Genomic DNA, 20,304 nt, shown 5'->3' with positions numbered 1-20,304 from the left:
GCCCCTGCGCCGGGCGGGAGGCCGGCGGGCCGCGCCGCAGGCGTGCTCCCCCCTGCCCCGGAGAGCCGGTGCGCCGTTCCCGCGCGGCGCCCGTCCTGCTGTGGGGGCCCCGGTCCCGCCCGCGGCCCCGCCGCCCGGACCGGCCGCTCCCCCTCGGAGGCGGAGTCTCCCGTGCACGCCCGGGAAGGCGTCCCGGCGGCCCCGGAGGGGCACGGGGCACCGGCGGAACCGCGCCCTGCGGCGCGGCGCCCGGCGAGCGCCCGCGGGCCCGGGCCCCCGGGAGGGGGCGGGGCGCGTGCGGGTCCGGGCGCTCAGGCCGGACCGGTGGCCGCGCGGACCAAGGACGGGACCGCGTCGGCGATCGGGGCGCGCACCACTGCGGCGGCGAGGTCGTCGTAGGGGGTGGGCTCGGCGTTGACCACGATCAGCGGTGCGCCGTGCTCCAGGGCGACGTCGCACAGCCCGGCGGCCGGGTGGACGGTCAGCGAGGTGCCGATCGCCAGGAACACGTCGGCGCCGGCGGCGGTGGCGGCGGCCGCCTCCAGCACCGCCGGGTCGAGCATCTGCCCGAAGGAGACGGTCGCGGTCTTCTGGATGCCGCCGCACACCGTGCAGTGCGGGTCGGACTCCTCGTCCAACCGGGCCAGGACCTCCGGGGTGGGCGTGCGCCGGCCGCAGGAGGTGCACTCCGTCTCGTGCACGGTGCCGTGCACCTCGATGACGCGCTCCGCGGCGACGCCGCCGGCCTGGTGCAGGCCGTCGATGTTCTGGGTGACCAGGCCGAGCAGGCGCCCGGAGCGGTCCAGTTCGGCCAGGGCCCGGTGGGCCGCGTTGGGTTCGGCGGTCCAGGCCGGGTTGGCGCGCCGCATCAGCCACACCCGCCGCCGCACGTCGACGTCGCCCATGTAGGTGTCGTAGTCGAAGAGCGCCGCCGCCCCGGGGTCCCGGGTCCACACCCCCTGCGGGCCGCGGAAGTCGGGGATCCCGGAATCGGTGGAGATCCCCGCCCCGGTCAGCACGCCCACCCGCTCGGCACCGCCGATCAGCGCCTCCGCCTCCGCGAGGCCCGCCTCCAGTGGCATGGACCGATCACCGCCCTTCCGACGCGCCCGTCCGGCGGCGCCGCCGGGGCCGCGCCGCCGCTCCACCGGGACATTGTGCCAGTGCCGGGTCCGCCCCGGCCGCCCCGGAGGGCGGTCCGCCTCTCGCCGCCGCGCGCCCGGCGGGCACTCCGGCGGCGGACCCGGGAGCAGTGGCGGACGCCCCCTTCTCCTTTTGTTCTATGAGAGCTATAACTTATAGATGAGGAGCAGTTCCGTCCGTCCGAGCCCGAGGAGCCCCCATGCCCCCTTCCGGTACCGAACCGGCCGCCGCGGCCGCACCGCCTTCCGCACCGCCCGGCGGACTGCCCGGCGCGGTCGTCTTCTCCGTGCTCGCCGCCGCGCTGGCCTGGGCCGCCGCGTCCCCGCTGTGGCTCGGCGGCCAAGGGCTCGAACACCCGCAGAACAGGCTGTTCATCCAGGTGATGATGGCGACCCCGGCCGCGGCCGCGATCATCGTGCTCTCGGCCTCCGGGGGCCGGCGCGGCCTGCTGCGGACGACCGGGGTGCTGCCGCTGCGGCCGCTCCGCCCGCTGCTGGGGTACTGCCTGGCCGGGCTGGTGCTCTCCCCGCTGATCATGGGCGGCGGCATCCTGCTGGCGGCCCTCGCCGGGGGCTACCGCCCCGACCTCACCGACTTCTCCGCGTTCCGCGAGTTCGCCGAACCCCTCGGTCTGGCCTCCGCCGAAGGGAGCGGAGTTCCGCTGGGCGCCCTGGGCGCCCTCCTCGGCCTGCAGTCCCTCGGCCTGCTGGCCGGCCTGCCGATGTTCCTCGGCGAGGAGCTGGGCTGGCGCGGCTACCTGCTGCCCGCGCTGATGCCGCTGGGCACCTGGCCTGCACTGCTGGTGCACGGCGCGGTGTGGGGCGTCTGGCACGCGCCGGTCATCCTGCTCGGGTACAACTTCGGCCGCACCGACCTGGCCGGGGTGGGCCTGATGACCGTGTGGTGCGTGCTGTTCGGCCTCGTCCTGGGCCTGCTGCGGCTGGCCTCGGGGTCGGTGTGGCCGGCGGTGCTGTGCCACGGGGCGCTGAACTCCTCGACCATGATGGTGGTGGTGTTCGGCGACGCCGACGCCGGACTGGTCGGCTCCGACGCGCTGCCGCTCGGCGTGTGGATCGGCGCCTGCACGGTCATCGCCGCGCTGATCGCGGTCGGCGCCCTGGCCCTCCGGGCCCGCCCGGCGTCGGCCGCCGGCCGCTGAGGCGGGAGAGGCGGGCGTGCACCGGGTGCCCGCCCTTCGCCCCGCTGCACGCCCGGGGCCCGTGCCGCCGCCGCGCTCCCTGCGCTTCTTCGGCTCGGCTCCGGGAGCCGCCCCGCCGCCCGCCCCCGGCCGACCGGCGGACGGATCCGCCCCGGAGGGCGGAGGAAGGGACGGGGCGGGAGGGGCGCTCCGGCGCGGCGCCCCTCCCGCCGGCCTCGGACCGGGTCAGGACCAGTCCAGGTCGACCGGCTCGGACCCGGGGAGGTCGACCGCCTTCTCCGGGGTGCCGGGGTCCTCCGCGTCCAGCAGGTAGATCCCGTTGCCGTCGGGCCCGTCCATCGCGAAGGCGATCAGGTCTCCGGAGGGCGACCAGCTCGCACCGCCGACCGCCGCGCCGGTGCCGAAGACCGCGCGGGGGTCGCCCGCGTCGCGCCCGGCGACGGTCAGCCGCGCCTCGCCGGAAGCGGTCTTCTCCCAGAACAGCATCCGCACGCCGTCGGGGTGCCAGTCCGGGCCGACCACCTCGCCGCCCGGGAACTCGGCCAGGAACTGCGGGTCGCCGCCGTCCGCCGGGACCAGGTAGAGGGTGTCCTCGTCGCCGTCGGTGCCGGCGTAGGCGATCTGGGAGCCGCCGTTCCAGTCGGGGTCCCGGCCGCCTGCGGTGAGCTGCACCGGTTCGCCGTCTCCGGTCCGCACGTGGATGCCGCTCTCCTCCGGGGGACGGCGCGGCGCGTCGTCGGAGTAGGCGATCCGCTCCCCGTCCGGCGCCCATGTCGGCCCGCCCTGCTCGGTGAGGTCCTCGGTGATCCGGCGCGGCTCGCCGCCCTCGGCGCCCACCGAGTACAGGTCGGTCGGGCCGTCCGCGTCGTCGGTGAACGCGATCTCGCCGCGCCCCGGGGACCAGGCCGGTTCGCCGGCGTTCCCCTCCGTCGCGGCGATCCGCTCCGGCCCGCCGGTGCCGCTCACCGTGTACAGGTCCGTGCCGCCGGTGCCCTCCAGGTCGGCGGCGAACACGATCGGCGCCTCGGGCACCCCCGCGGCGCCCGCCTCCGCCCCGGCGGGCGCCGACGCCGCCGCGAAGATCCCTGCGAACACCGCTCCGGCCCCCGCCGCGCCGATGAACGCCTGCCGCGCGTGCCCCCGCCGCTTCGGCTCCGTCCTGCTCATCCCCCTGTGCTCCTTCCCCGTCTCCGCTTCCCTGTCTCAGTCCCCCGCAGGGCGTTGCGGCGCCCCCGGCGCCGTCGGGAGGGAAGACACCCGGTCCCCGCCCTTTGTTGGGCCCTGACCGGGAGCGGACGCCGTGCACACCGATCGGGGTGCGGCGCGTCGCCCTCGCCCTCTCGGGGCGGCATGCCGTCCCTGCACGGGTAGGGAGAGGACCAGACGGCCGGGCGCACCGCCCGGCGCACCGCCACCCCAGGAGGCCCCGTGCCGAACCCCGCCGCCCCGACCCCCGAGATCGTCGCCGAGCTCTTCGCGCACATGCGCATCGACGACCAGGGGCCGCGCGAGTGCATCGCCTTCCTCGCCGAGGAGGTGGGCGAGCTCGCCAAGGCCACCCGCACCGGTGAGCTGCCCGGAATCGCCGAGGAGATCGGCGACGTCGGGATCCTGCTGCACCGCATCGCCCTGCTGCACGGCATCGACCTGGACGAGGCGGTCCGGGCCAAAGCGGACCTGCGCCGGGCCCGCTACGATGCCGATCGGGCGGAGGACTGAACGGGCGTCCGCGGGGCCGGCGCCGGGTGCCTCAGTAGGAGATGTCCGGGGCGACCAGGTTGAAGGAGACCGCGAACCAGCCGCAGCCCACCAGCGCGGCCAGGACCAGCGCGCCGCCCGGGCACCGCGCCCACCCGGCCTTGCGGCGCACGTCGCCGAAGAGGACCAGGGCCGCCGGGACCGTCCCGGCCATGCCCGCGGCCTGGGCGACCTGGAGCGCCCGCAGCAGCAGCGGGGAGACCTCCTGCAGGCTCATGGCCATGCCGATGACCGCCGCCCAGCCGGCGAAGGCGGCCAGCGTCGCCCCCACCGCCGCCCTCGTGGCCGCTCGGGCCGCCCGCCCGGCCCGCTCCCGCCCGGGCGGCCGCAGGCGCCGCCGCAGCACGGCGCCGACGGGCCAGGAGAGCACCACCAGAAGCAGCAGCCCCGTGGAGGCGGCCAGTACCGGCAGGGCCACCGCCGACGAGCGCTCGGGGTCGGCCGGCAGCAGGCTGAACGCCGAGGCGTAGCCGAGGGCGTCGACCCGGCCGTCCTCCACCCGGGCGGTCAGGATCCGCCGGCCTCCGACCTCGCGCCAGACCCAGGGCTCGATCTCCTCGTAGGCGGTGGGGGCTCCGGTCTCGGGCCCGGGGGACACCAGGATGGTGCCGTCCGGCCGGGCCGCCACCCGCGTCTCCTGGGCGAGGTCGACGGTCCTCAGGAAGTTGGAGTGCATCGACCGCGAGGGGACGTAGGTGCCCGCCATCTCCTCGGCGCGCCCCTCGTCCTTCGGGGGCGGCGCCTCCCGGTCCCCTTCCCCGGCGGGGAAGTAGCGGTCGGCGAAACCGGACATGACGGCCTCGCGGAGGCCGACCGTGGCGGCGCCGTCCTTCCCTGTGCTGTTGAAGGCGACGAAGACGCCCGTCCCCTCTTCGGGGTAGAGCTGCATGTGGGTGTGGAAGAAGTTGGTGTCCCCGCCGTGGCCGACGATCCTGCGGCCGTTGCGGTCCTCCTCGAAGAGGCCCAGGGTCATTCTGGGGCCCTCGGCCAGGCCGCCCAGGGTCTCCTCGTCCAGGGCCGGGGCCTGCATGAGCTCGCGCGTCTCCGGTTCCAGCAGGGAGGGGCCGCCGGAGCGCTCGGGGTCCAGGTGGGCGAGCATGAACCGGGCCATGTCGGTGGCCGTGGCGGACAGGCCCCCGGCGGGGGCGCCGGTGACGGTCTCGAAGTCCTGGGGCCTGCCGTCGTCGGTCTCGTACCCCTGGGAGAGCAGCGGCTCCAGGTCCTCGGGGAGGGGCTGGCGGGCGCTGGAGTCGTCCATCCCGATCGGGGCGAGCACGTTCTCGTCGATGTACTCCGCGTAGGGGGTCCCGGAGGCGCGCTCGACGATGTACCCGGCCAGGGTGTAGCCGTAGTTGGAGTAGGCGGGGACCGTACCGGGCTCGTAGACCTGCTCCGGGGGGTCGGTGGAGAGGTGCGCGCGCAGGTCCGGCTCGGCTCCCTCGGGGAGCATCATCCCCGCGACGGCCTCCTCGAACCCGGCCGTGTGCGTGAGCAGGTGGCGCAGGGTGACCGGTTCGTCGAAGGACGTCTCCAGCGGGAAGTCGAGGTACTCGCCGATGTCGGCGTCCAGGTCCAGTTCGCCCGCCTCGACCAGCTGCATCACCGCGGTCGCGGTGAAGACCTTGGTCACCGATCCCATCCGGAAGAGGGTCCGGTCGGGGTCGACCGGCTCGGCGGTGATGTCGCCGGCCGCGGTCTCGCCGTACTCGTAGCCCGTTCCGGTGTCGGCGCGGCCGTAGCCGCGGGCGGTGAGGATCTCGCCGTCGCGGACGACGGCCACGGCGGCCCCCGCTATTCCGGCCGCCTCCAGGGAGGCGGGGAGGAGCCCGTCGAGCCAGGCGCCGACGTCCTCCTCGGTCGGCTCGGCGGTGCCGCCGGGGGCGGGGACCGGGGGCGCGGGAGAGGTGCCGGGCATGGCGGTGCCGCAGCCGCCCACCAGCGCGAGGACGGCTCCGGCGGCGCCCAGCGCCCGGAGGGCCGGGCGGTGCGCCCGGCCCGGGCCCTCCGGCTCCCCGCGGGGGGCGGTCCGGTCGGCGGTCACGGCCGCCCTCCCCGGTCCCCGCCGGGCTCCGGGCCGACGGCGGGGCGCCCGTGCGCCTCCCCCGCCTGCTCGGCCCCGGGGGCTCCGCCCTGCGGCGGGGACGCGGCGGCCGGGTCGTACCCGAGCCTGCCCCGGGTGGCCACCAGGAGCACGCAGGCCGCCGTGCCGAAGGCGAGGAGGATGACGTTGGTGCCGTCGGCGTGGGTGGCCCCGATCGAGGGGAACATGAAGCCCATCACAATCGACATGAAGTTGTTGACGCTGGCGTGCAGCAGGATCGCGATCGGCAGGCTCTCGCCGGTGCGGTTGAACACCCAGGTCATCACCACGCTGATGGCGATGCAGGAGAAGGTGAAGTTGATCGGGTCGGCCCAGGTGCCGTGCGGGTAGCCGCCCCACTCGGTGAGGAAGAGCGGCAGGTGCCAGACCCCCCAGATCACGCCGAGGATGAGCGTGCCGCGCAGCGGCCCGTGGTAGGGCTGTATCCGGGGCAGGGCGAAGTCGCGCCAGCCCGGCTCCTCGGCGATGCCCGTCGTCACGAACTGCAGCACCAGGCCGGGGAGGTAGACCGCCAGCACCATGAGCGGCGGCATCCGGATGTCCCCGCCGGAGAACGGGATGGCGCAGACGATGAGCGCGAGCGGCACGCCCAGTACCGCCAGCGCGTACCAGCGCCAGCTCATCCGCCATTTGAACAGGCGCCCCGCCCAGCGGCGCACCCCCTCCCGGCCGTCGGCGACGGCGGTGACGAGGAAGGCCGAGAAGATCGGGCCGAGGTAGGCGCCGGGCAGCATCAGGAGGAGCTGGGACGCCAGGCCGGGCAGGGCGAAGTCCAGCACGCCCAGGCCGTGGGCGGAGAGGATGTAGGGGATCCAGGCGATCCAGCTCAAGGCGATCGCCAGGGTGAAGAAGCTCGTCATCGGGCGCTGCCGGATCAGGCGGCGCCAGGCGGGCGTTCGGCCGGGGGCCGAAGGGGCGGTCATCGGGGTGCTCCTCCGTTTCGGGTTCGGGGGTTCGTCGCGGAGGCCGCGGGCGCCGCGGCCGGAGCGGGGCGGGGCGTGCCGGCCGGCGCCCGGCATAAGCCCCGCATTCACCCGGTACTCCGTTCTCTTCGCATTCGGACGTGTTCTCTTTCCGGGCCCTGCTCCGGTGCTCGCCGCGGGTCGTCCGCCGGAGGCCTGGAAGCCCGGAAGCCCGATCGGGCAGGGGAAGCGGGGCCGGCCGTGCGCGCGGAGCCGCGGGCGCGGCGGGCCTCCGCACCGGTGCCATGAGGATTTCCGGTCGGACGGGTCCGTGCCCAGTGCCGCGCACCCCGATCGGCCGTGCAGAATGCACGAAAAGGAGGAAAGGCGCATCCGGTCGGAATGCGTCGGCGCACCGCTAAAGTGATCGTCCGTGCCGATCCTCGTCATCACGCTCGTGGGACTGGCCGTCCCCCTCTTCTTCGGCCATCCGACTGTGGCGACGCCCCTGTTCCTCGCGCTCCAGCTCGTCAACTGCCTGCCCCGCACCAGGCGGCTGCGCGGCCGGTGGACGCTGGCCGCCCAAGTGGCGCTGTTCCCCTGGAGCGAGCCGAAGGGGTTCCTGGCCGCCTCCGTGCTGCTGATCGTCCCGGGCCGGCTGCGCTGGCCGGTGTTCGGCGCCGTCGCGGCCGCCGCCGGCCTGCTCTCCGGCACCGGTTTCACCGCCGGGGTGAGCGCGGCGGGGAACACGGTGATCGTGGGGCTGATCGTGTTCGGCCTGACCCGCCTCAGCGACCTGCGCAGCGAGCTGCACGCGACCCGCAGGGAACTGGCCGCGCAGTCGGTGGCCGAGGAGCGCGACCGGATCTCCCGGGACCTGGACGCCGTCCTCGGGTCGGCGCTGTCCGCCGTCATCGGCCTGGCCGGGAAGGGGCGCGCGGCCGAGATAGCGACGCTGGCCCGGGACGCCGCCGCGCGCATCCGGCAGGCCCCCATGGACCGGCCGGCCCGGGTGCGGCGGGCCGACATGACGCCCCGGCTGGCGCTCCCCGTCGTGCTCAGCGGACTGGCCGTGTACGTGGCCGGGGCCCTGCTCTTCATGCTGGCGGACCCGGGCCCGGCCACCGCGGCCGGCTCGGCCATCGTGCTGGCGGTCGTGGGCGTCCACGTCTACCACCTGCTGCCCCGGGGGCCGGAGCGGCGCCACCGCCACGCCGCCTGGACGCTCCCGCTCCAGACCGGGCTGGCGCTGGTGCCCCTGGTCCGTCCCGAGGTCGAGATCGTCCACAGCCTGGTCGCCCTCGCGGCCGCCTCGGCCCTGATCGCGGTGCCCGGCCGCGCCGCCGCCTGGACGCTGTTCACCACCATCGTCCTGAGCGAGCTGCTGGTGCTCCTGGCGACCAAGGACGCCCCCCTGATCGTGGTCCTGGTCGCCTCGGTGGCCACCGTTTCGGTGGCGATGATGCTCTACGGCCTCGCGCTGCTCACCCTGCTCGTCGCCCAGGTGCACGAGGCCCGCCTGGCGCTCGCCGCGATCGCCGCGGCCGAGGAGCGCCGCCGCATCGCGGCCGACGTGCACGACCTGCTCGGCTACGGCCTGTCCGCCATCATCGTCAAGGCCGAGCTCGCCGCCCGCGAGCCCGACCGCGCGGACGCCGAGTTCCGGGACATCGCGCGGACGGCCCGCGGGGCCCTCGCCGACCTCCGCGCCGTCCCCTACGACGACCCGGAGGTCTCGCTGCACGTGGAGGCCGCCTCGGCCCGCGAGGTCCTCACCGCCGCGGGCGTCGACGTCCGGCTCGACATCGGCACCGGCCTGCTCGACGACCGGGTGGACGCCCTGCTCGCCACCGTGCTCCGCGAGGCCGTCACCAACGTCCTCCGGCACAGCCGAGCCCGCACCGCCACCATCCGGGCGGTCTCCACCGGTGCCGGCGTACACCTGCGGGTGGCCAACGACGGCGTCTGCCCCGCCCCGGCCGGCGGCCCCGGCGGGGCGCGGGCGGCCCGGCCCGGGGGAAGCGGCATCCCCAGCCTCACCGCGCGGGTCGCCGCCGCCGGCGGCGAACTCACCGCCGGACCCGTCGGCGACGGCGGCTACGAGCTGACCGTGTCCCACCCCGCCGCGCGCGGTGCGCGCCCCGGCCGCCCGGCGGAGGCGTGAACCGGCGGCGTCACAGCCACCCGGCCTCGGCCGCGATGCGCACGGCGTCCAGCCGGTTGCGCGCGCCGAGCTTGGTGACGACCGCTCCGAGGTAGTTGCGGACCGTGCCCTTGGCCAGGTGGAGCCGGGCGGCGATCTCGGCGAGGTCGTCGCCCTCCCCGGCCAGCCGCAGCACCTCCGCCTCCCGGTCCGTCAGCGGGTTCTCCCGCGCCTCGATGGCGGCCGCGGCGAGGTTCGGGTCGATCACCCGCTCGCCGGCCGCGACCCGGCGGATCGCCCCGGCCAGCTCCGCGGGCGGCGCGTCCTTCAGCATGAATCCGCGGACCTTCGCCGCCAGCGCCCTCCGCAGCAGTTCGGGGCGGCCGAGCTGGGTGAGGATGAGGATGCGGCACCCGGGCAGCCGGTCCAGGATCATCCCGGCCGCCGCGAGGCCGTCGACGCCCGGCATCTGGACGTCGAGGACCGCGACGTCCGGGCGGTGCTCGGCGGCCGCGGCCACCGCGCCGTCCCCGGAGGACACGTCCGCGACCACCTCGATGTCCGGTTCCCCGGCGATCAGCGCGACCAGCGCGCCCCGGATCATGTGCATGTCCTCGGCCAGCAGGACCCTGATCACGCCGTGCTCCCTCGCTGCGGCTGCGGAACGGTGGCTTCGCCGCAGCCGGGGGTCCGGCACCACCCGGCCGCCGGCCCTGCGCCCCGGCCGTTCCGGGCCCGCCGGCGGCCGGCGCGCCCGCGAGCGGCGGCTGCCAGGATATCCACTGCCGCGCACCGGATCCCGGCGCGTCCGGCCCGCCGCCGGACCGCTCGGGCGGAGCACCGGGGCGGCCCCGGGGCGGCGGCCGGGGCGCCCGGGTCAGCGGAACGCCGCGGCGTTCTCCCCGGCCCAGTCGGCGAAGGTACGCGGCGGGCGGCCGGCGACCTGCTGCACGGTGGGCAGGACGGTGCGGCCGGCCTCGGGGCGGTCGGTGGTCATGGCGGTGAAGAACGCGATGTCGTCCTCGCCGTACCCCTCGGCGCGCCAGCCCTCCTGGAGCTCTTCGACGGAGAGCTCCTCCACCCGGACCGGCCGGCCCAGCGCCTCGCCGAGGATGCGCGCCTTGTCCCGGACGGTCAGCGCCTGGGGGCCGGTCACCACGTGGGTGGCGCCCGCGTGGCCGCCCTCGGTCAGGGCGGCCGCGGCGACCGCGGCGATGTCCTCCTCGTGCACCGTCGAGCCGGGCACGTCCACCGCGCCCTCCCGGACGACGCCCTCGGACCGGACCGAGTCGGCCCACTGCAGCGCGTTGGACATGAACTCCACCGGGGCGATGCGGGTCCACTCCAGGCCGCTGCCGGCCACCGCCCGCTCCACCGGCCCGGGTTCGACCGAGCCCATCAGCACCGTCACCCGCCCCACCCCCGCCCGGGCGGCCGCGGCCAGGATCTCCGGCGCGCCCTCCAGCGGCGCCTGGTCGTCGCCGGCGAAGGTGATCAGGTGCAGCGCGGCCGCCCCGCGCAGCGCCGGCCCGAGCGTCCCCGGGTCGGCGAGGTCGCCCCCGACGACCTCGACCCCCGCGGGGAACCGCGCGGCCCCGGGCCGCCGGGTCAGCGCGCGGACGGGGTGCCCGGCGCCGGCGAGCAGCCCGACCAGCCGGCTCCCGACCCTCCCGGTCGCTCCGGTCACAAGGATCATGCGTCCTCCCCTATGTGCGTCCGTCCCCGCCCCGGCCGGGGCGGTCGGGAAGGACGGTAGGGCGGATCGCGGACCTTTCCCGTCCTGATTCCGATCGGAGGCAAGGCGGATCCGGAAAACCGATCGCGAGATCCACTCCGGCCCACCGCCCGTCACGCCCCCTGCACACCCGGCCTCCTAAGAGGAGGACTGCGGATTGACCCGATCCGGTCAGACAGGATCCGGTCCGACTGGCCTGCAAGAACAACATCGCCCAGGCAGAATTCGTTTACCTCGGCTTGAGTCGACTTACCCAGTTCACTAAAATCCACAACAGAGAAAATTCACGAAACATTCACATGCAATCGAGAGGTGACCGCGGACCCGACACTCAAATGTGAACGGCTTTCGGGATTACTTTCAAGTAATCACCACCGCTCCCTCGAGAGAGAAGAGCGCTCCACTCCATGCGCAACAACACCCCTTACTCTGTCCTCGGCCCCCTCACTCTCAGGCGGGACGGGGGCGACATTCCCCTGCCGACCCGCCGCTCCCGTATCGCCCTCAGCCACCTCCTCGCAGACCTAGGACGGTATACGCACAGAGACAGCATCCTCGAATCGCTCGGCGAAGGCCGGGGCCGCCAGGGCGCCCAGGCCCAGCTGCACAAGGCCCTGAGCGAACTCAAAAAGACCGAGGTCCCCATCGAACGACGCGGACAGAACTACCGTCTCATCGCAGACCGCACCGATGTCGACTGCCATGTTTTCGACGACCTGCGCCTCCGGGGGAAAAATACGCATCCGACGGACACCTCGACGAAGCCACCGACTCATTCTCCCAGGCGCTTTCCATGTGGAGGGGAAAGCCATTCTCCGAGCTTGATTCGCCACACCTGTCGGCGAGTTCCGATTTCTGGCAAGAGTTGCACATATCAACCCTGGAAGCCTTCATGGACGTACAGCTCCGACGCGGCCGCCACCAAGAGGTGATCGCTGATCTACGGAAACTGACCCGCCAATACGAGCTCCGGGAGGCCTTCTTCGCCCAGTTGATGGTCGCCCTCTACCGCTCCTTCCGGACGAGCGAGGCCCTCATGGTCTTCGACGACCTGCGGAGCCGGCTACTCGATACCTTGGGCACCGACCCCGCCCCGGACCTCCAGCTGCTCCGGCTCCGCATCCTCCGCCAAGAGCCCGACCCGCCCCTTTCCTGGGCGGCCTGCACTCGATAGGGGTCACGCCATCACCTGCGATCCCGCGAACCGGCGGTACAACTCGTCTCCGGCGAGCAGCTCACCATGCGTTCCCCGGGCCCGGATCCGACCTCCTTCGAAGACGATCACCTCATCGGCGTCGACCACCGTGGACAGCCGGTGCGCGATCAGGAGCACAGTGGTCTCCCCCGCGACCTCCGCGATCGTCTCCCGCAACGCCTTCTCGTTAGCCGCGTCCAATTGCGATGTCGCCTCATCGAGAAGAAGCAGCCGGGGCCTCCTCAACAGCGCTCGGGCGATGGCGATCCGCTGCTTCTGCCCACCGGACAGGTTCGCCCCCCGGTGTCCGACAGGGGTCTCGACGCCCTGCGGCAGCGCGGCGACCGTCTCGGCCAGCCGGGTCTTCTCCAGCACGATCCGCAACTCATCGTCACCGGCCTCCGGAGCCGAGTAGAGCAGGTTCTCCCGGAGAGTCCCCTGAAGCATCGGTGCGTCCTGCTCGACGTAGCCGATCTGCGCGCGCAGACGGCCCAGCGGCCACTCCCGGAGATCCACCCCGTCGAGCCGCACCGCTCCGCCCTCCGGATCGTAGAACCGCTCCAGCAGGGAGAAGGCGGTGGTCTTACCGCCGCCCGACTCTCCAACGAGCGCCACCACGGAACCGGCCTGGAACTCGAACGAGACCCCGTCCAGCACCGGCTCCGCCCCGTAACCGAATCGGACTTCCTCAAAAGCACCCGAAGCCGGCCCCTCCGGCCGCAGCCGCTGAGCACCGGCGCCCTCTGAAGAGGGCTGCTCCACCGGCAGGTCCTCCACCTCGCGTATCCGCCGTACCGCGGCGAGACCGCCCTGCAACTCGGTGACCCCCTGCACCAGGGCACCGAGAGGCTGCGCCATATTGAAGAGATAGAGCAGGAAGGCGATCAGCGATGACACTTCCAGGTCTCCGGCGGCGACCCGAGCGCCGCCCACCCCGAGCACGGCCAGGAACGCCGTCTGGGTGGCCAGGCCCGCCGCCACCCGCGCCACCGCGGTCCACTTCGCAGTGGTCACGGCGTCGTTCATCGCCCGCTCCGCGGCACGGTCGATCCGGCCGCTCTCCGCCGCCTCGGTCCCGCTCGCCTTCATGGTGCGGAAGGCACCCAGCATCCGCTCCAGGCCTGCCCCTATGTCGCCGACCGACCTCTGGACCTTCTCCTGGGCACGTGCGATCCTCGGCATCGCCGTGGCCGCGACGCCGAGGATCACGGAGAAGACCAGGACCGTGATTCCGAGGAGGACCACGTCGAGCACCCCCATCAGCACCACGGCACCCATGATCATGAGGAGTGCGTTGGCCGAATCGACCACCGCACGCGTCGCCACCCTGCTCAGCAAGGTCGTGTCCGCCGTGACCCGGGAGATCAGGTCACCCGGCCGGTCGACCGCCTCCAGCCGAAGCCGCACCAGGTGCCGTGCCATCTGTCCGCGGACCCGGCGCACCACCCGTGCCGCCATCCGTTCGAGCAGGTAGGCGCCGCCGGCGGCGAGGATCCCGCCGAGCACCACCAGGACCGCGAGGGTCGCCACCGGCCCGGGGGCGATCCCTCCTCCACCGACCGCCTCGATGACCTGCTTCGCGGCCATCGGCTGGGCCAGGGCGACCGCATTGCCCACCAGGCCCAGCGCCCCACCGGCGAGCATGGTCCGCCAGTGCGGCCGCAGATGGCGCCAGAGTTCTCCCAAGTCGCTCCGGCCCGGCACCGATGGACCTGCCGTCTCCCGCCGCACTGCGGCCTCCTTCCGTCGTTCACCGGCACAGGTCTCCGGGATTCCCCGGGCGCGGTCACCGCGCATCCGCGGCCCTCAGGGCCGAGCGGGTCGCCGCCAGCGCGCCGAGCAGGGCCGCGGCCAGTCCCGCCGCGCCGAATCCGAGGAGCACCGCCCCCGGGTAGGCCCACAGCGCGGCTCCGAGATCCCCGCCGGCCATCGCCGCGGCCATCCAGGCCGTCGCGAGCCCGCCCAGCAGCCAGGCCGGGACGACGGTGAGGGCCATCTCCCAGGAGACCATCCTGCTCAGCCGGCGCCCGGTCACTCCGATCCGGCGTATCGAGGCCAGCTCGGAGCGGCGGTCGGCGGCCGACAGCGCGAGGGCGTTGACCGAGGCGATCACCAGGAACCCGCCGACCATCGCGGTGGCCAGGGTGCCGAGGTTGTCGATCGCGCCCTGCCGCTCCTGGACGTAGGCGCGGAGGAACTCCTCAGGATCCTCCGCGGAGGCCGTCCCCCGAGCGGACAGGACGGCGGCCGCCGCCTCCGCCGCCCGGCCCTCCTTCTCCTCCCCGACCAGGACGTAGTCGTACCAGCCCCGGGGGGCGTCCCGGAGCGCCTCGGAGGCGACGACGATCCCCTCGCCGCCGCCCTTGTCCCGCTCGAACAGCGCGACCACCGGCAGCACCGTCGGCCGGGAGGCCCCCGCGGTCCGCACCTCCACCTCGTCGTGGAGGCCGATCCCGGCCTGGCGGGCATAGGCCGCTCCCAGGGCGACGCCCCGGCCCGCGCCGACGGAGGCGAGGTCCCCGGTCACCTCGCCCAGGTCCAGCAGGGCACCGGCCCGGCCGGTCACGACCGTCCCCCGGGTCACCTCCGGTGCGCCGCTCCCGCCGGGCCCGCCCGAGCCGGGCGGGGCGGCGTGCGCCCACAGTTCCCGCAGGCCGACCGCGGCGGAGACGCCGGGCGCCTCCTCCAACCGCTCCCGGACGGGTTCCCCCAGGCCGGTGTGGGCGTCCCGCACGATGGGAGTGCGCAGCACCTGGTCGGCGGCGAAGCGCTCGGCGACGTCCTGGGAGTTGCCCAGGGCGAAGAGCGGGAGGCCGGCCAGGGCCCAGCCGGCGATGGCGGTGCCCACCGCGATCGGCACCGCCGCACCGGCGTAGCGCCGGTGGTGGAAGCCGACGTTGGCGGCGGCGAGGTGCCCGGCGACCGGGGCCGCCCAGGAGAGCAGCGGGCGGACGGCGCGGGCCGCGGCGTGGATCGCCCACGAGCCGAGCAGCCCCAGGCCGACGATGACCAGGCCGCTCGCGATCATCCCGTAGGCCCCCCGGAGCACGGCCGGGACCAGCCCGGCCATCCCGAGCGCCTGCAGGATCCCCGCGGCGGCGAGCAGCAGCGCACCGGTGATCCGGCCGACCCGCCGGCGCCCCCGGGTCACCGGGACGGCGGCCTGGCCCGCGAGCACCTCCGCCGGGCGGATGCGCAGCGCGGCACGGGCTGCGAACCAGGCGGCCGCCTGGCCGACGACCAGCGCGGTCACCCCCGCGATCAGCAGGGCGCCGGGCCCGTAGTGCACCCGCAGCACCGGGCTGACCACCCCGATCGCCCGGAATCCCTCCAGTAGGAGGCGGCCGAGCAGCATGCCGGAGAGCGCCCCCGCGGCCACGCCCGCGAGGGAGAGGAGGAAGGCCTCGGCCAGGCAGAGCAGGCGGACCTGCCCCGGAGTCGCCCCCACCGCCCTCAGCAGGGCGAACTGCTCGGCTCTGCTGCGCACCGAAGTGATCAGGGCGCCGCCGATCACGGCGACCGCCATGAAGGCCACGATCCAGATCAGCATGGCCATGGCCTGCGCGGAGGCCCGGTGGTCGGGAAGCGCCTGCTCCAGTTCGCCGCGCTCGGCGCCGGAGCCCACACGGTAGGCGGGGACGCCCGAAGGGCTGTCCACGTCCCCGGCGAGCGCGGACCGCAGCCGCTCATCGAGCGCTGCGGCCACGGCGCCCGGATCGGCGCCGGGCTCCAGGTGCAGGCCGATGGCGTCGGACCTTCCCCCGCCCCGGGCGGCCAGCTCCGCCGCCCGCCGATCGGTGAAGAACAGGGCGCGCTGGTACTCCGTCGGCCCTGCCTCCGCCTCCACGACGCCGACCAGGCGGTGGCCGCGGACGGTCCCGGCGACCTCCACGTCGACCCGGTCGCCGACGCCCGCCCCCGCCTCGGCCGCGGACTCCGCGTCCAGGACCACCTCGTCGGAGGCGTCGGGCGCCCGGCCCTCCAGCAGGAGGAAGGGGGTGAGCCCGGCGCTGGACCAGCCGTGTCCGAAGCGGGCGGTGTCCTCCCAGTCCGCGGGAGGGTGACCGTCCGCGCCGAGGACGAGAGCGGGGAAGGACAGCTCCGGTACGGCCTCGGCCACCCCGGGCAGGCCGCCGGCCTCCTCGACCGCCTCGGGGGTGAACACTCCGGCCTGGCCGGAGGCGACGACGTCGGCGGCCGCGTAGCGCTCCACCGGGGCGGTTGTCCGGGATATCGAATCCTGGACGATGGCGAAGGCCGCGAGCAGCGCCGTCCCCACCGTGATCATGATGAAGGCGCCGAACAGCGTTCCCGGGCTGCGGCGCAGGATGCGCCATGCGATGCCGATCACCGGTGGCCGCCCTTCCGGTCCGGGCCGGCCACCGGAGCCGCCGGCCGCCGGCACCGGAGCCGTGCACCGCTCCCGGTCGGTGCGGTCTTCGTCCGCACGGGCCCCGGCCGGCTCATCGGACCTCCTCCACCAGCGCGGTCATCCGCTCGGCGACGGTGTGCGGCACGGGTCGGCCCATCGTCTCGACGATGCGCCCGTCCACGAGGAAGAGGACCCTGTCGGAGTAGGAGGCGGCCACCGGGTCGTGGGTCACCATGACCAGGGTCTGCCGGTAGACGTCCACCGCTTCGCGGAGCAGCGCCATGACCTCGCGGCCGGAGGAGCCGTCCAGCGCGCCCGTCGGTTCGTCCGCGCAGATGACCGCGGGCCGGGTGACCAGGGCCCGGCAGATCGCCACCCGCTGCTGCTGGCCGCCGGAGAGCTCGTGCGGCAGGTGCGACAGCCGGTGCGCGATTCCGGTGCGCCCGGTGATCTCGGCGACCCATTCCCGGTCGGGACGGCGGCCCGCCAGGCGCATCGGCAGGAGCATGTTCTCCAGCGCGGTGAGCGCCGGGATGAGGTTGAACTCCTGGAAGACGAAACCGACCCTGCTCCGGCGCACCCTGGCCAGCCGCTTCTCCGGTAGCCCGTCGATCTGAACACCGCCCAGGGAGACCGCCCCGGAGGAGGGCCGGACCAGTCCGGCCAGGCACTGCAGCAGTGTCGTCTTCCCCGACCCGGAGGGCCCCATCACCGCGGTGAAGGTGCCTTTCCGGAAACCGGTGGTCACCTCCTCCAGAGCGGAGACCGCCGCCGCGCCCTCCCCGTAGGTCCGGCTCACATTCCGCAGTTCCGCCGCCGCTCCGCTCTCCGCCGCGGCTCTTCCGTCTTCGTTCGGCTCTTCCTGTCCCGTCATGTCTCCGAGTGTTCTCCCGCTCGCATCCCGGCCGCGTCCATCCGCCGAGTGAACCGCCCCTCCCCCCAGAGAGGTACACACCAGAAGGGCGGAGGGCCCGCACCCGGCTCGGTGCGGCCGATAGGTCATCTCTCCCGCCGGGTCACACGCATCGCCGTCACGAACAGCGCGATTTCCTGTTCGTCCTCACCGATCGGCCTTCCCTCGGCTTCGACCCAGGCGTGCGCGCGGAACGGCCGCAGCGCGACGCCGGTGCACCAGTCCGGCCACATTCCACTGGCCCGGCAGAGCAGAGCGGTGGCAATAGAGCGCTCCAGGCACCGGGGGCCCGCGCAGCGCATACTCGTTCCCACGATGACGTCGCGGATCCGGGCGGTCCGCTCGGCCGTGGCCGGAGGCGCTCCCCGAGCGAGGACCTCCAAGACCGCTCTGATCCGGGCGGGCCTGCACCGGGCCAGCAGCCGGGCGACGCCGATGATCGGGAGTGCTTGGATCCGGGCGCTCAGCGGGGGCCGGGGAGCGGTCTCCAGCGCAGTCATCCTAGGACTCATCTCTGACCATCCCTGAAGCCTTGAGCCTGCCGACCACCTTCTGCACGTCGGCCGCGACGACATCGCCGGCGGACGGGTACCTGCGCCGCAGTTCAGCGACCGCCCTTTCGGCCCCTCCCCCCTCCAGCAGGGAGCGGAGCACCACTCCCCCGGTATCGTTCAGCTGCCAGTACCTGCCTTCCCTCTCATCCAGCAGGACGACGCCGTCGGGCGTCTCCGCCACCGTCACCCCGTCATTCAGCGACCAGGCCATCCTCATCCCCGTCTCCGGCTCGTATCGTCGGCCCGCCCGGCCCTTCCACTCCGCGCAGCCACAGCTCGGTCCCGAGAGTCGCGTCGAAGGGCATGAGCGGCCTGGTGTCGGCATGCAGCCCGAGAACGACGTCCCGCATCGCCTCGGCGTCGATCAGCCCCAGCTTCGCCAGCCGGGACTCCCGGCAGAAGCGGTCCAGTCCGGCCCTGTTCAGCCGTATTCCGGTGTAGATCTCCGTGCTCGCGTCGCCCTTGGTCCGGCGCTCGAAGACATGCGGGACCCGGCCCCGCATCGCCTCGGCCAGGACCGGTTTGGGCTGTTCGCCGGCGACTCGGTCCTCCAGCCGCACCGACATGGCCGCCTGGATGACCGCGTCGTCGCAGTAGGGCGCCTCCAGGGCCACGCCGAAGTGCTCCGCGATACGGGAGTTCATCCGCATCGCCCGACCGTTGACCTGCATGAGCCGGAGCATCTCGTGGTTGACCGGGAGCTCGTCCAGGGGCGCGGCGCCGTCCTGTGCCGCCTCCCGCAGCAGTTCGGCGACCCGTCGGATCGCGCGCTCGGTCGACCATGGGGGCATCCTCGGCGCGATCTCCCAGTCGGTGTCCGGGGACGCTCCCCAGGAGCGGTCCCCGGTCAACCGCTCCGCGCACTCGGAGAGCCAGGCTTGATAAGACTTCTTCCGCTCCAGTACCCGGGCGGCGCGCCGCAGGTTCCACCGGTACCGGTGCCGGAATCTCCGGATGTGCGGGAGCGTGCGCAGCGGTGCGCTGCGAAGGAGCGCCGTCAGGTTCAGCACGGAGGGCTGGAAGAGTTCGTCTCCGCCGACTCCGCCGAGATGGTAGCGGGCTCCGGTCCCGGCGACACGCCGGGCGATGTCCTCGTAATGGGAGCGGGCCCGGGCGAAGGAGAGCGGCCCTTCGATGTCGAGACCGGCCTCCTCCAGTGGTGAGTACAGGGCGGGGGCGGTGCCGCGCCGCACGATCAGGTGCCGGGCGTCCGGGAGGGAGCGGCGGCAGCGCTCGGCCCACTGCGCATCGTCGTTGGCGCTGCCGAGCGCCTCGGTGTGCACGGTGACCACCGGGGAGGAGTGCTCGGCGGCGAGGAACGCCAGGCTGGTGGAGTCCATCCCCCCGGAGAGGTCCACGGCCACCGGTTCCCCGCCACCGGTACGGGCTCTGACCGCGGTCTCCAGCGCGGCCCGGACCTGCTCCCCGCCCTCCCTCAGCGGTAAGTCCGGGGAGGGCGGGCTCCACCAGCGAGTGGCCCTGGCCCCACCGTGGCGGAGAAGGGAGAGGTAACTGCCCGGCGGCACCGAATCGACCCCCTTCCAGAGGGTTCCCTCACTCAACGGCCACGGCGGGCCGAAGGGCGCAAGGAGGTGGAGCGGCAGGCGCTCCTCATCGACCTCCGCCTCCCCCGCCCAGGCGAGGGCCTGCGGCCGATCCGCGGCGATGACCGCCCCGCCGATTCGCCTGTAGAAGACATGGCGCGTGGTGGAGAGCGTCCCCTGCACCCTGATGCGCCCGTCGACGGAGGCGATCATGTGGTAGGAACCTGGGACGGCAAGGGAGAGAAAGTCCAGGTCCTCAATGCTCTGGACACCCGCGATCCTGTGCTGCAGTTCCCTGGGGGAGGCGCCGACGACGCCCAGTAGCACGACCCGAGTCCTAGCGGAGCGGGCCTCAACGATGTCCGTTTCCGGCCAGTCGCCGACGATCCAGGGCCGCCCCGACGGGTACTCCAAGACCTTTCCGAAGCGGTCCGCTTCCGTCTTCACCTTCTTCCCGAAGGGCGACAGTCCTTCAGAGTCGGGAAGGATTATGAACGTCATCTGCTCCTCACCCAGGCCCGCGGTGCACTCACCCGAACGCGGGAAACACACCGAGCACGGAAAAGAGGGGCAGGGTGGACGACCTCGGGGCACCACCCCACCCCTCACGGCATCACTCGTCGCCTTCCTCCGAAGGCGTTAGAGCCACCAGCCCCAGCCCGGGCTGTCCACCCAGTTCCCGTCGCGGGTCAGACGGGTGAGCTCAGCGAAGTCACCGATTTCAATGAACTCCGGCGGCTCGTACACCTCCATCGCGTTCTCCATATTTCCTCCTTGTCAGTTGA

18 protein-coding genes are annotated in these 20,304 nt (G+C 74.0%); 4 read left to right on the top strand and 14 right to left on the bottom strand.

Annotation, left to right across the window (positions count from 1 at the left end):
• Window positions 1–311 precede the first annotated feature (311 nt).
• Entirely contained in the window at window positions 312–1,082 is a 771-nt protein-coding gene (locus D459_RS0109890; RefSeq protein WP_017592844.1) for an SIR2 family NAD-dependent protein deacylase, read from the bottom strand.
• Between the two features lie 260 nt (window positions 1,083–1,342).
• On the opposite strand from D459_RS0109890, the gene D459_RS0109885 reads away from it, so the two are divergent.
• Window positions 1,343–2,302, top strand: a complete 960-nt coding sequence (locus D459_RS0109885; protein WP_017592843.1) for a CPBP family intramembrane glutamic endopeptidase — start codon at window positions 1,343–1,345, stop codon at window positions 2,300–2,302.
• A gap of 225 nt (window positions 2,303–2,527) precedes the next feature.
• Here D459_RS0109885 and D459_RS0109880 read toward each other — a convergent pair whose 3' ends face one another.
• A complete protein-coding gene (locus D459_RS0109880; RefSeq protein WP_017592842.1) occupies window positions 2,528–3,469 on the bottom strand; it encodes a TolB family protein in 942 nt (313 codons plus the stop codon).
• A gap of 261 nt (window positions 3,470–3,730) precedes the next feature.
• Between D459_RS0109880 and D459_RS31245 the strand changes: the two genes are divergently transcribed.
• Entirely contained in the window at window positions 3,731–4,021 is a 291-nt protein-coding gene (locus tag D459_RS31245; RefSeq protein ID WP_017592841.1) for a MazG nucleotide pyrophosphohydrolase domain-containing protein, read from the top strand.
• 31 nt (window positions 4,022–4,052) lie between these two features.
• Here D459_RS31245 and D459_RS0109870 read toward each other — a convergent pair whose 3' ends face one another.
• Window positions 4,053–6,101 carry a serine hydrolase domain-containing protein gene (locus D459_RS0109870; RefSeq protein ID WP_017592840.1) on the bottom strand — a complete coding sequence of 683 codons (2,049 nt, stop codon included), beginning with the start codon at window positions 6,099–6,101 and terminating at the stop codon, window positions 4,053–4,055.
• The gene (locus D459_RS31240) at window positions 6,098–7,084 is read right to left on the bottom strand and encodes a CPBP family intramembrane glutamic endopeptidase (protein ID WP_152522936.1); all 987 of its coding nucleotides are present in this window, start codon (window positions 7,082–7,084) and stop codon (window positions 6,098–6,100) included. Before D459_RS31240 ends, D459_RS0109870 begins: the two co-directional genes overlap by 4 nt.
• 412 nt (window positions 7,085–7,496) lie before the next feature.
• Between D459_RS31240 and D459_RS33575 the strand changes: the two genes are divergently transcribed.
• A complete protein-coding gene (locus tag D459_RS33575) occupies window positions 7,497–9,227 on the top strand; it encodes a sensor histidine kinase (RefSeq protein ID WP_017592838.1) in 1,731 nt (576 codons plus the stop codon).
• A 10-nt stretch (window positions 9,228–9,237) separates the two neighbouring features.
• Here the strand turns inward: D459_RS33575 and D459_RS0109855 are convergent, their stop codons facing one another.
• From D459_RS0109855 to D459_RS36825, 3 genes are all read right to left on the bottom strand, one after another.
• Window positions 9,238–9,843, bottom strand: a complete 606-nt coding sequence (locus D459_RS0109855) for a response regulator transcription factor (protein WP_017592837.1) — start codon at window positions 9,841–9,843, stop codon at window positions 9,238–9,240.
• 240 nt (window positions 9,844–10,083) lie between these two features.
• The gene (locus D459_RS0109850) at window positions 10,084–10,902 is read right to left on the bottom strand and encodes an NAD(P)H-binding protein (RefSeq protein WP_040709689.1); all 819 of its coding nucleotides are present in this window, start codon (window positions 10,900–10,902) and stop codon (window positions 10,084–10,086) included.
• 563 nt (window positions 10,903–11,465) lie between these two features.
• Entirely contained in the window at window positions 11,466–11,684 is a 219-nt protein-coding gene (locus tag D459_RS36825) for a hypothetical protein (RefSeq protein WP_017592835.1), read from the bottom strand.
• Here D459_RS36825 and D459_RS36820 point away from each other — a divergent pair.
• A complete protein-coding gene (locus tag D459_RS36820) occupies window positions 11,639–12,115 on the top strand; it encodes an AfsR/SARP family transcriptional regulator (protein ID WP_241484994.1) in 477 nt (158 codons plus the stop codon). The two genes, D459_RS36825 and D459_RS36820, sit on opposite strands and share 46 nt — an antisense overlap.
• Window positions 12,116–12,118: 3 nt before the next feature.
• On the opposite strand, the gene D459_RS0109835 is transcribed toward D459_RS36820, so the two are convergent.
• The 7 genes from D459_RS0109835 to D459_RS35375 form a co-directional block, all read right to left on the bottom strand.
• Window positions 12,119–13,867 (bottom strand): ABC transporter ATP-binding protein, encoded by a 1,749-nt coding sequence (locus D459_RS0109835; RefSeq protein ID WP_338044404.1) that lies wholly within the window; start codon window positions 13,865–13,867, stop codon window positions 12,119–12,121.
• A 55-nt stretch (window positions 13,868–13,922) separates the two neighbouring features.
• Entirely contained in the window at window positions 13,923–16,487 is a 2,565-nt protein-coding gene (locus D459_RS0109830) for an ABC transporter permease (protein WP_017592832.1), read from the bottom strand.
• A 112-nt stretch (window positions 16,488–16,599) separates the two neighbouring features.
• The gene (locus tag D459_RS31230) at window positions 16,600–17,382 is read right to left on the bottom strand and encodes an ABC transporter ATP-binding protein (protein WP_081620505.1); all 783 of its coding nucleotides are present in this window, start codon (window positions 17,380–17,382) and stop codon (window positions 16,600–16,602) included.
• Between the two features lie 125 nt (window positions 17,383–17,507).
• A complete protein-coding gene (locus D459_RS0109820; protein ID WP_017592830.1) occupies window positions 17,508–17,921 on the bottom strand; it encodes a lasso peptide biosynthesis B2 protein in 414 nt (137 codons plus the stop codon).
• Between the two features lies 1 nt (window position 17,922).
• Window positions 17,923–18,186, bottom strand: a complete 264-nt coding sequence (locus D459_RS0109815; RefSeq protein WP_017592829.1) for a lasso peptide biosynthesis PqqD family chaperone — start codon at window positions 18,184–18,186, stop codon at window positions 17,923–17,925.
• Window positions 18,167–19,732 (bottom strand): asparagine synthase-related protein, encoded by a 1,566-nt coding sequence (locus D459_RS31225; RefSeq protein ID WP_161634163.1) that lies wholly within the window; start codon window positions 19,730–19,732, stop codon window positions 18,167–18,169. The genes D459_RS0109815 and D459_RS31225 overlap by 20 nt, the downstream gene beginning before the upstream one ends.
• 426 nt (window positions 19,733–20,158) lie before the next feature.
• Window positions 20,159–20,284 carry a lasso RiPP family leader peptide-containing protein gene (locus D459_RS35375; protein ID WP_017592827.1) on the bottom strand — a complete coding sequence of 42 codons (126 nt, stop codon included), beginning with the start codon at window positions 20,282–20,284 and terminating at the stop codon, window positions 20,159–20,161.
• Between the last annotated feature and the right edge of the window lie 20 nt (window positions 20,285–20,304).

The sequence above is a fragment of the Nocardiopsis potens DSM 45234 genome (assembly GCF_000341105.1).
Lineage (GTDB): Bacteria > Actinomycetota > Actinomycetes > Streptosporangiales > Streptosporangiaceae > Nocardiopsis_A > Nocardiopsis_A potens.
Note: the sequence above shows the minus strand (reverse complement) of the source record. Positions and strands in the feature narration are given on the sequence as shown.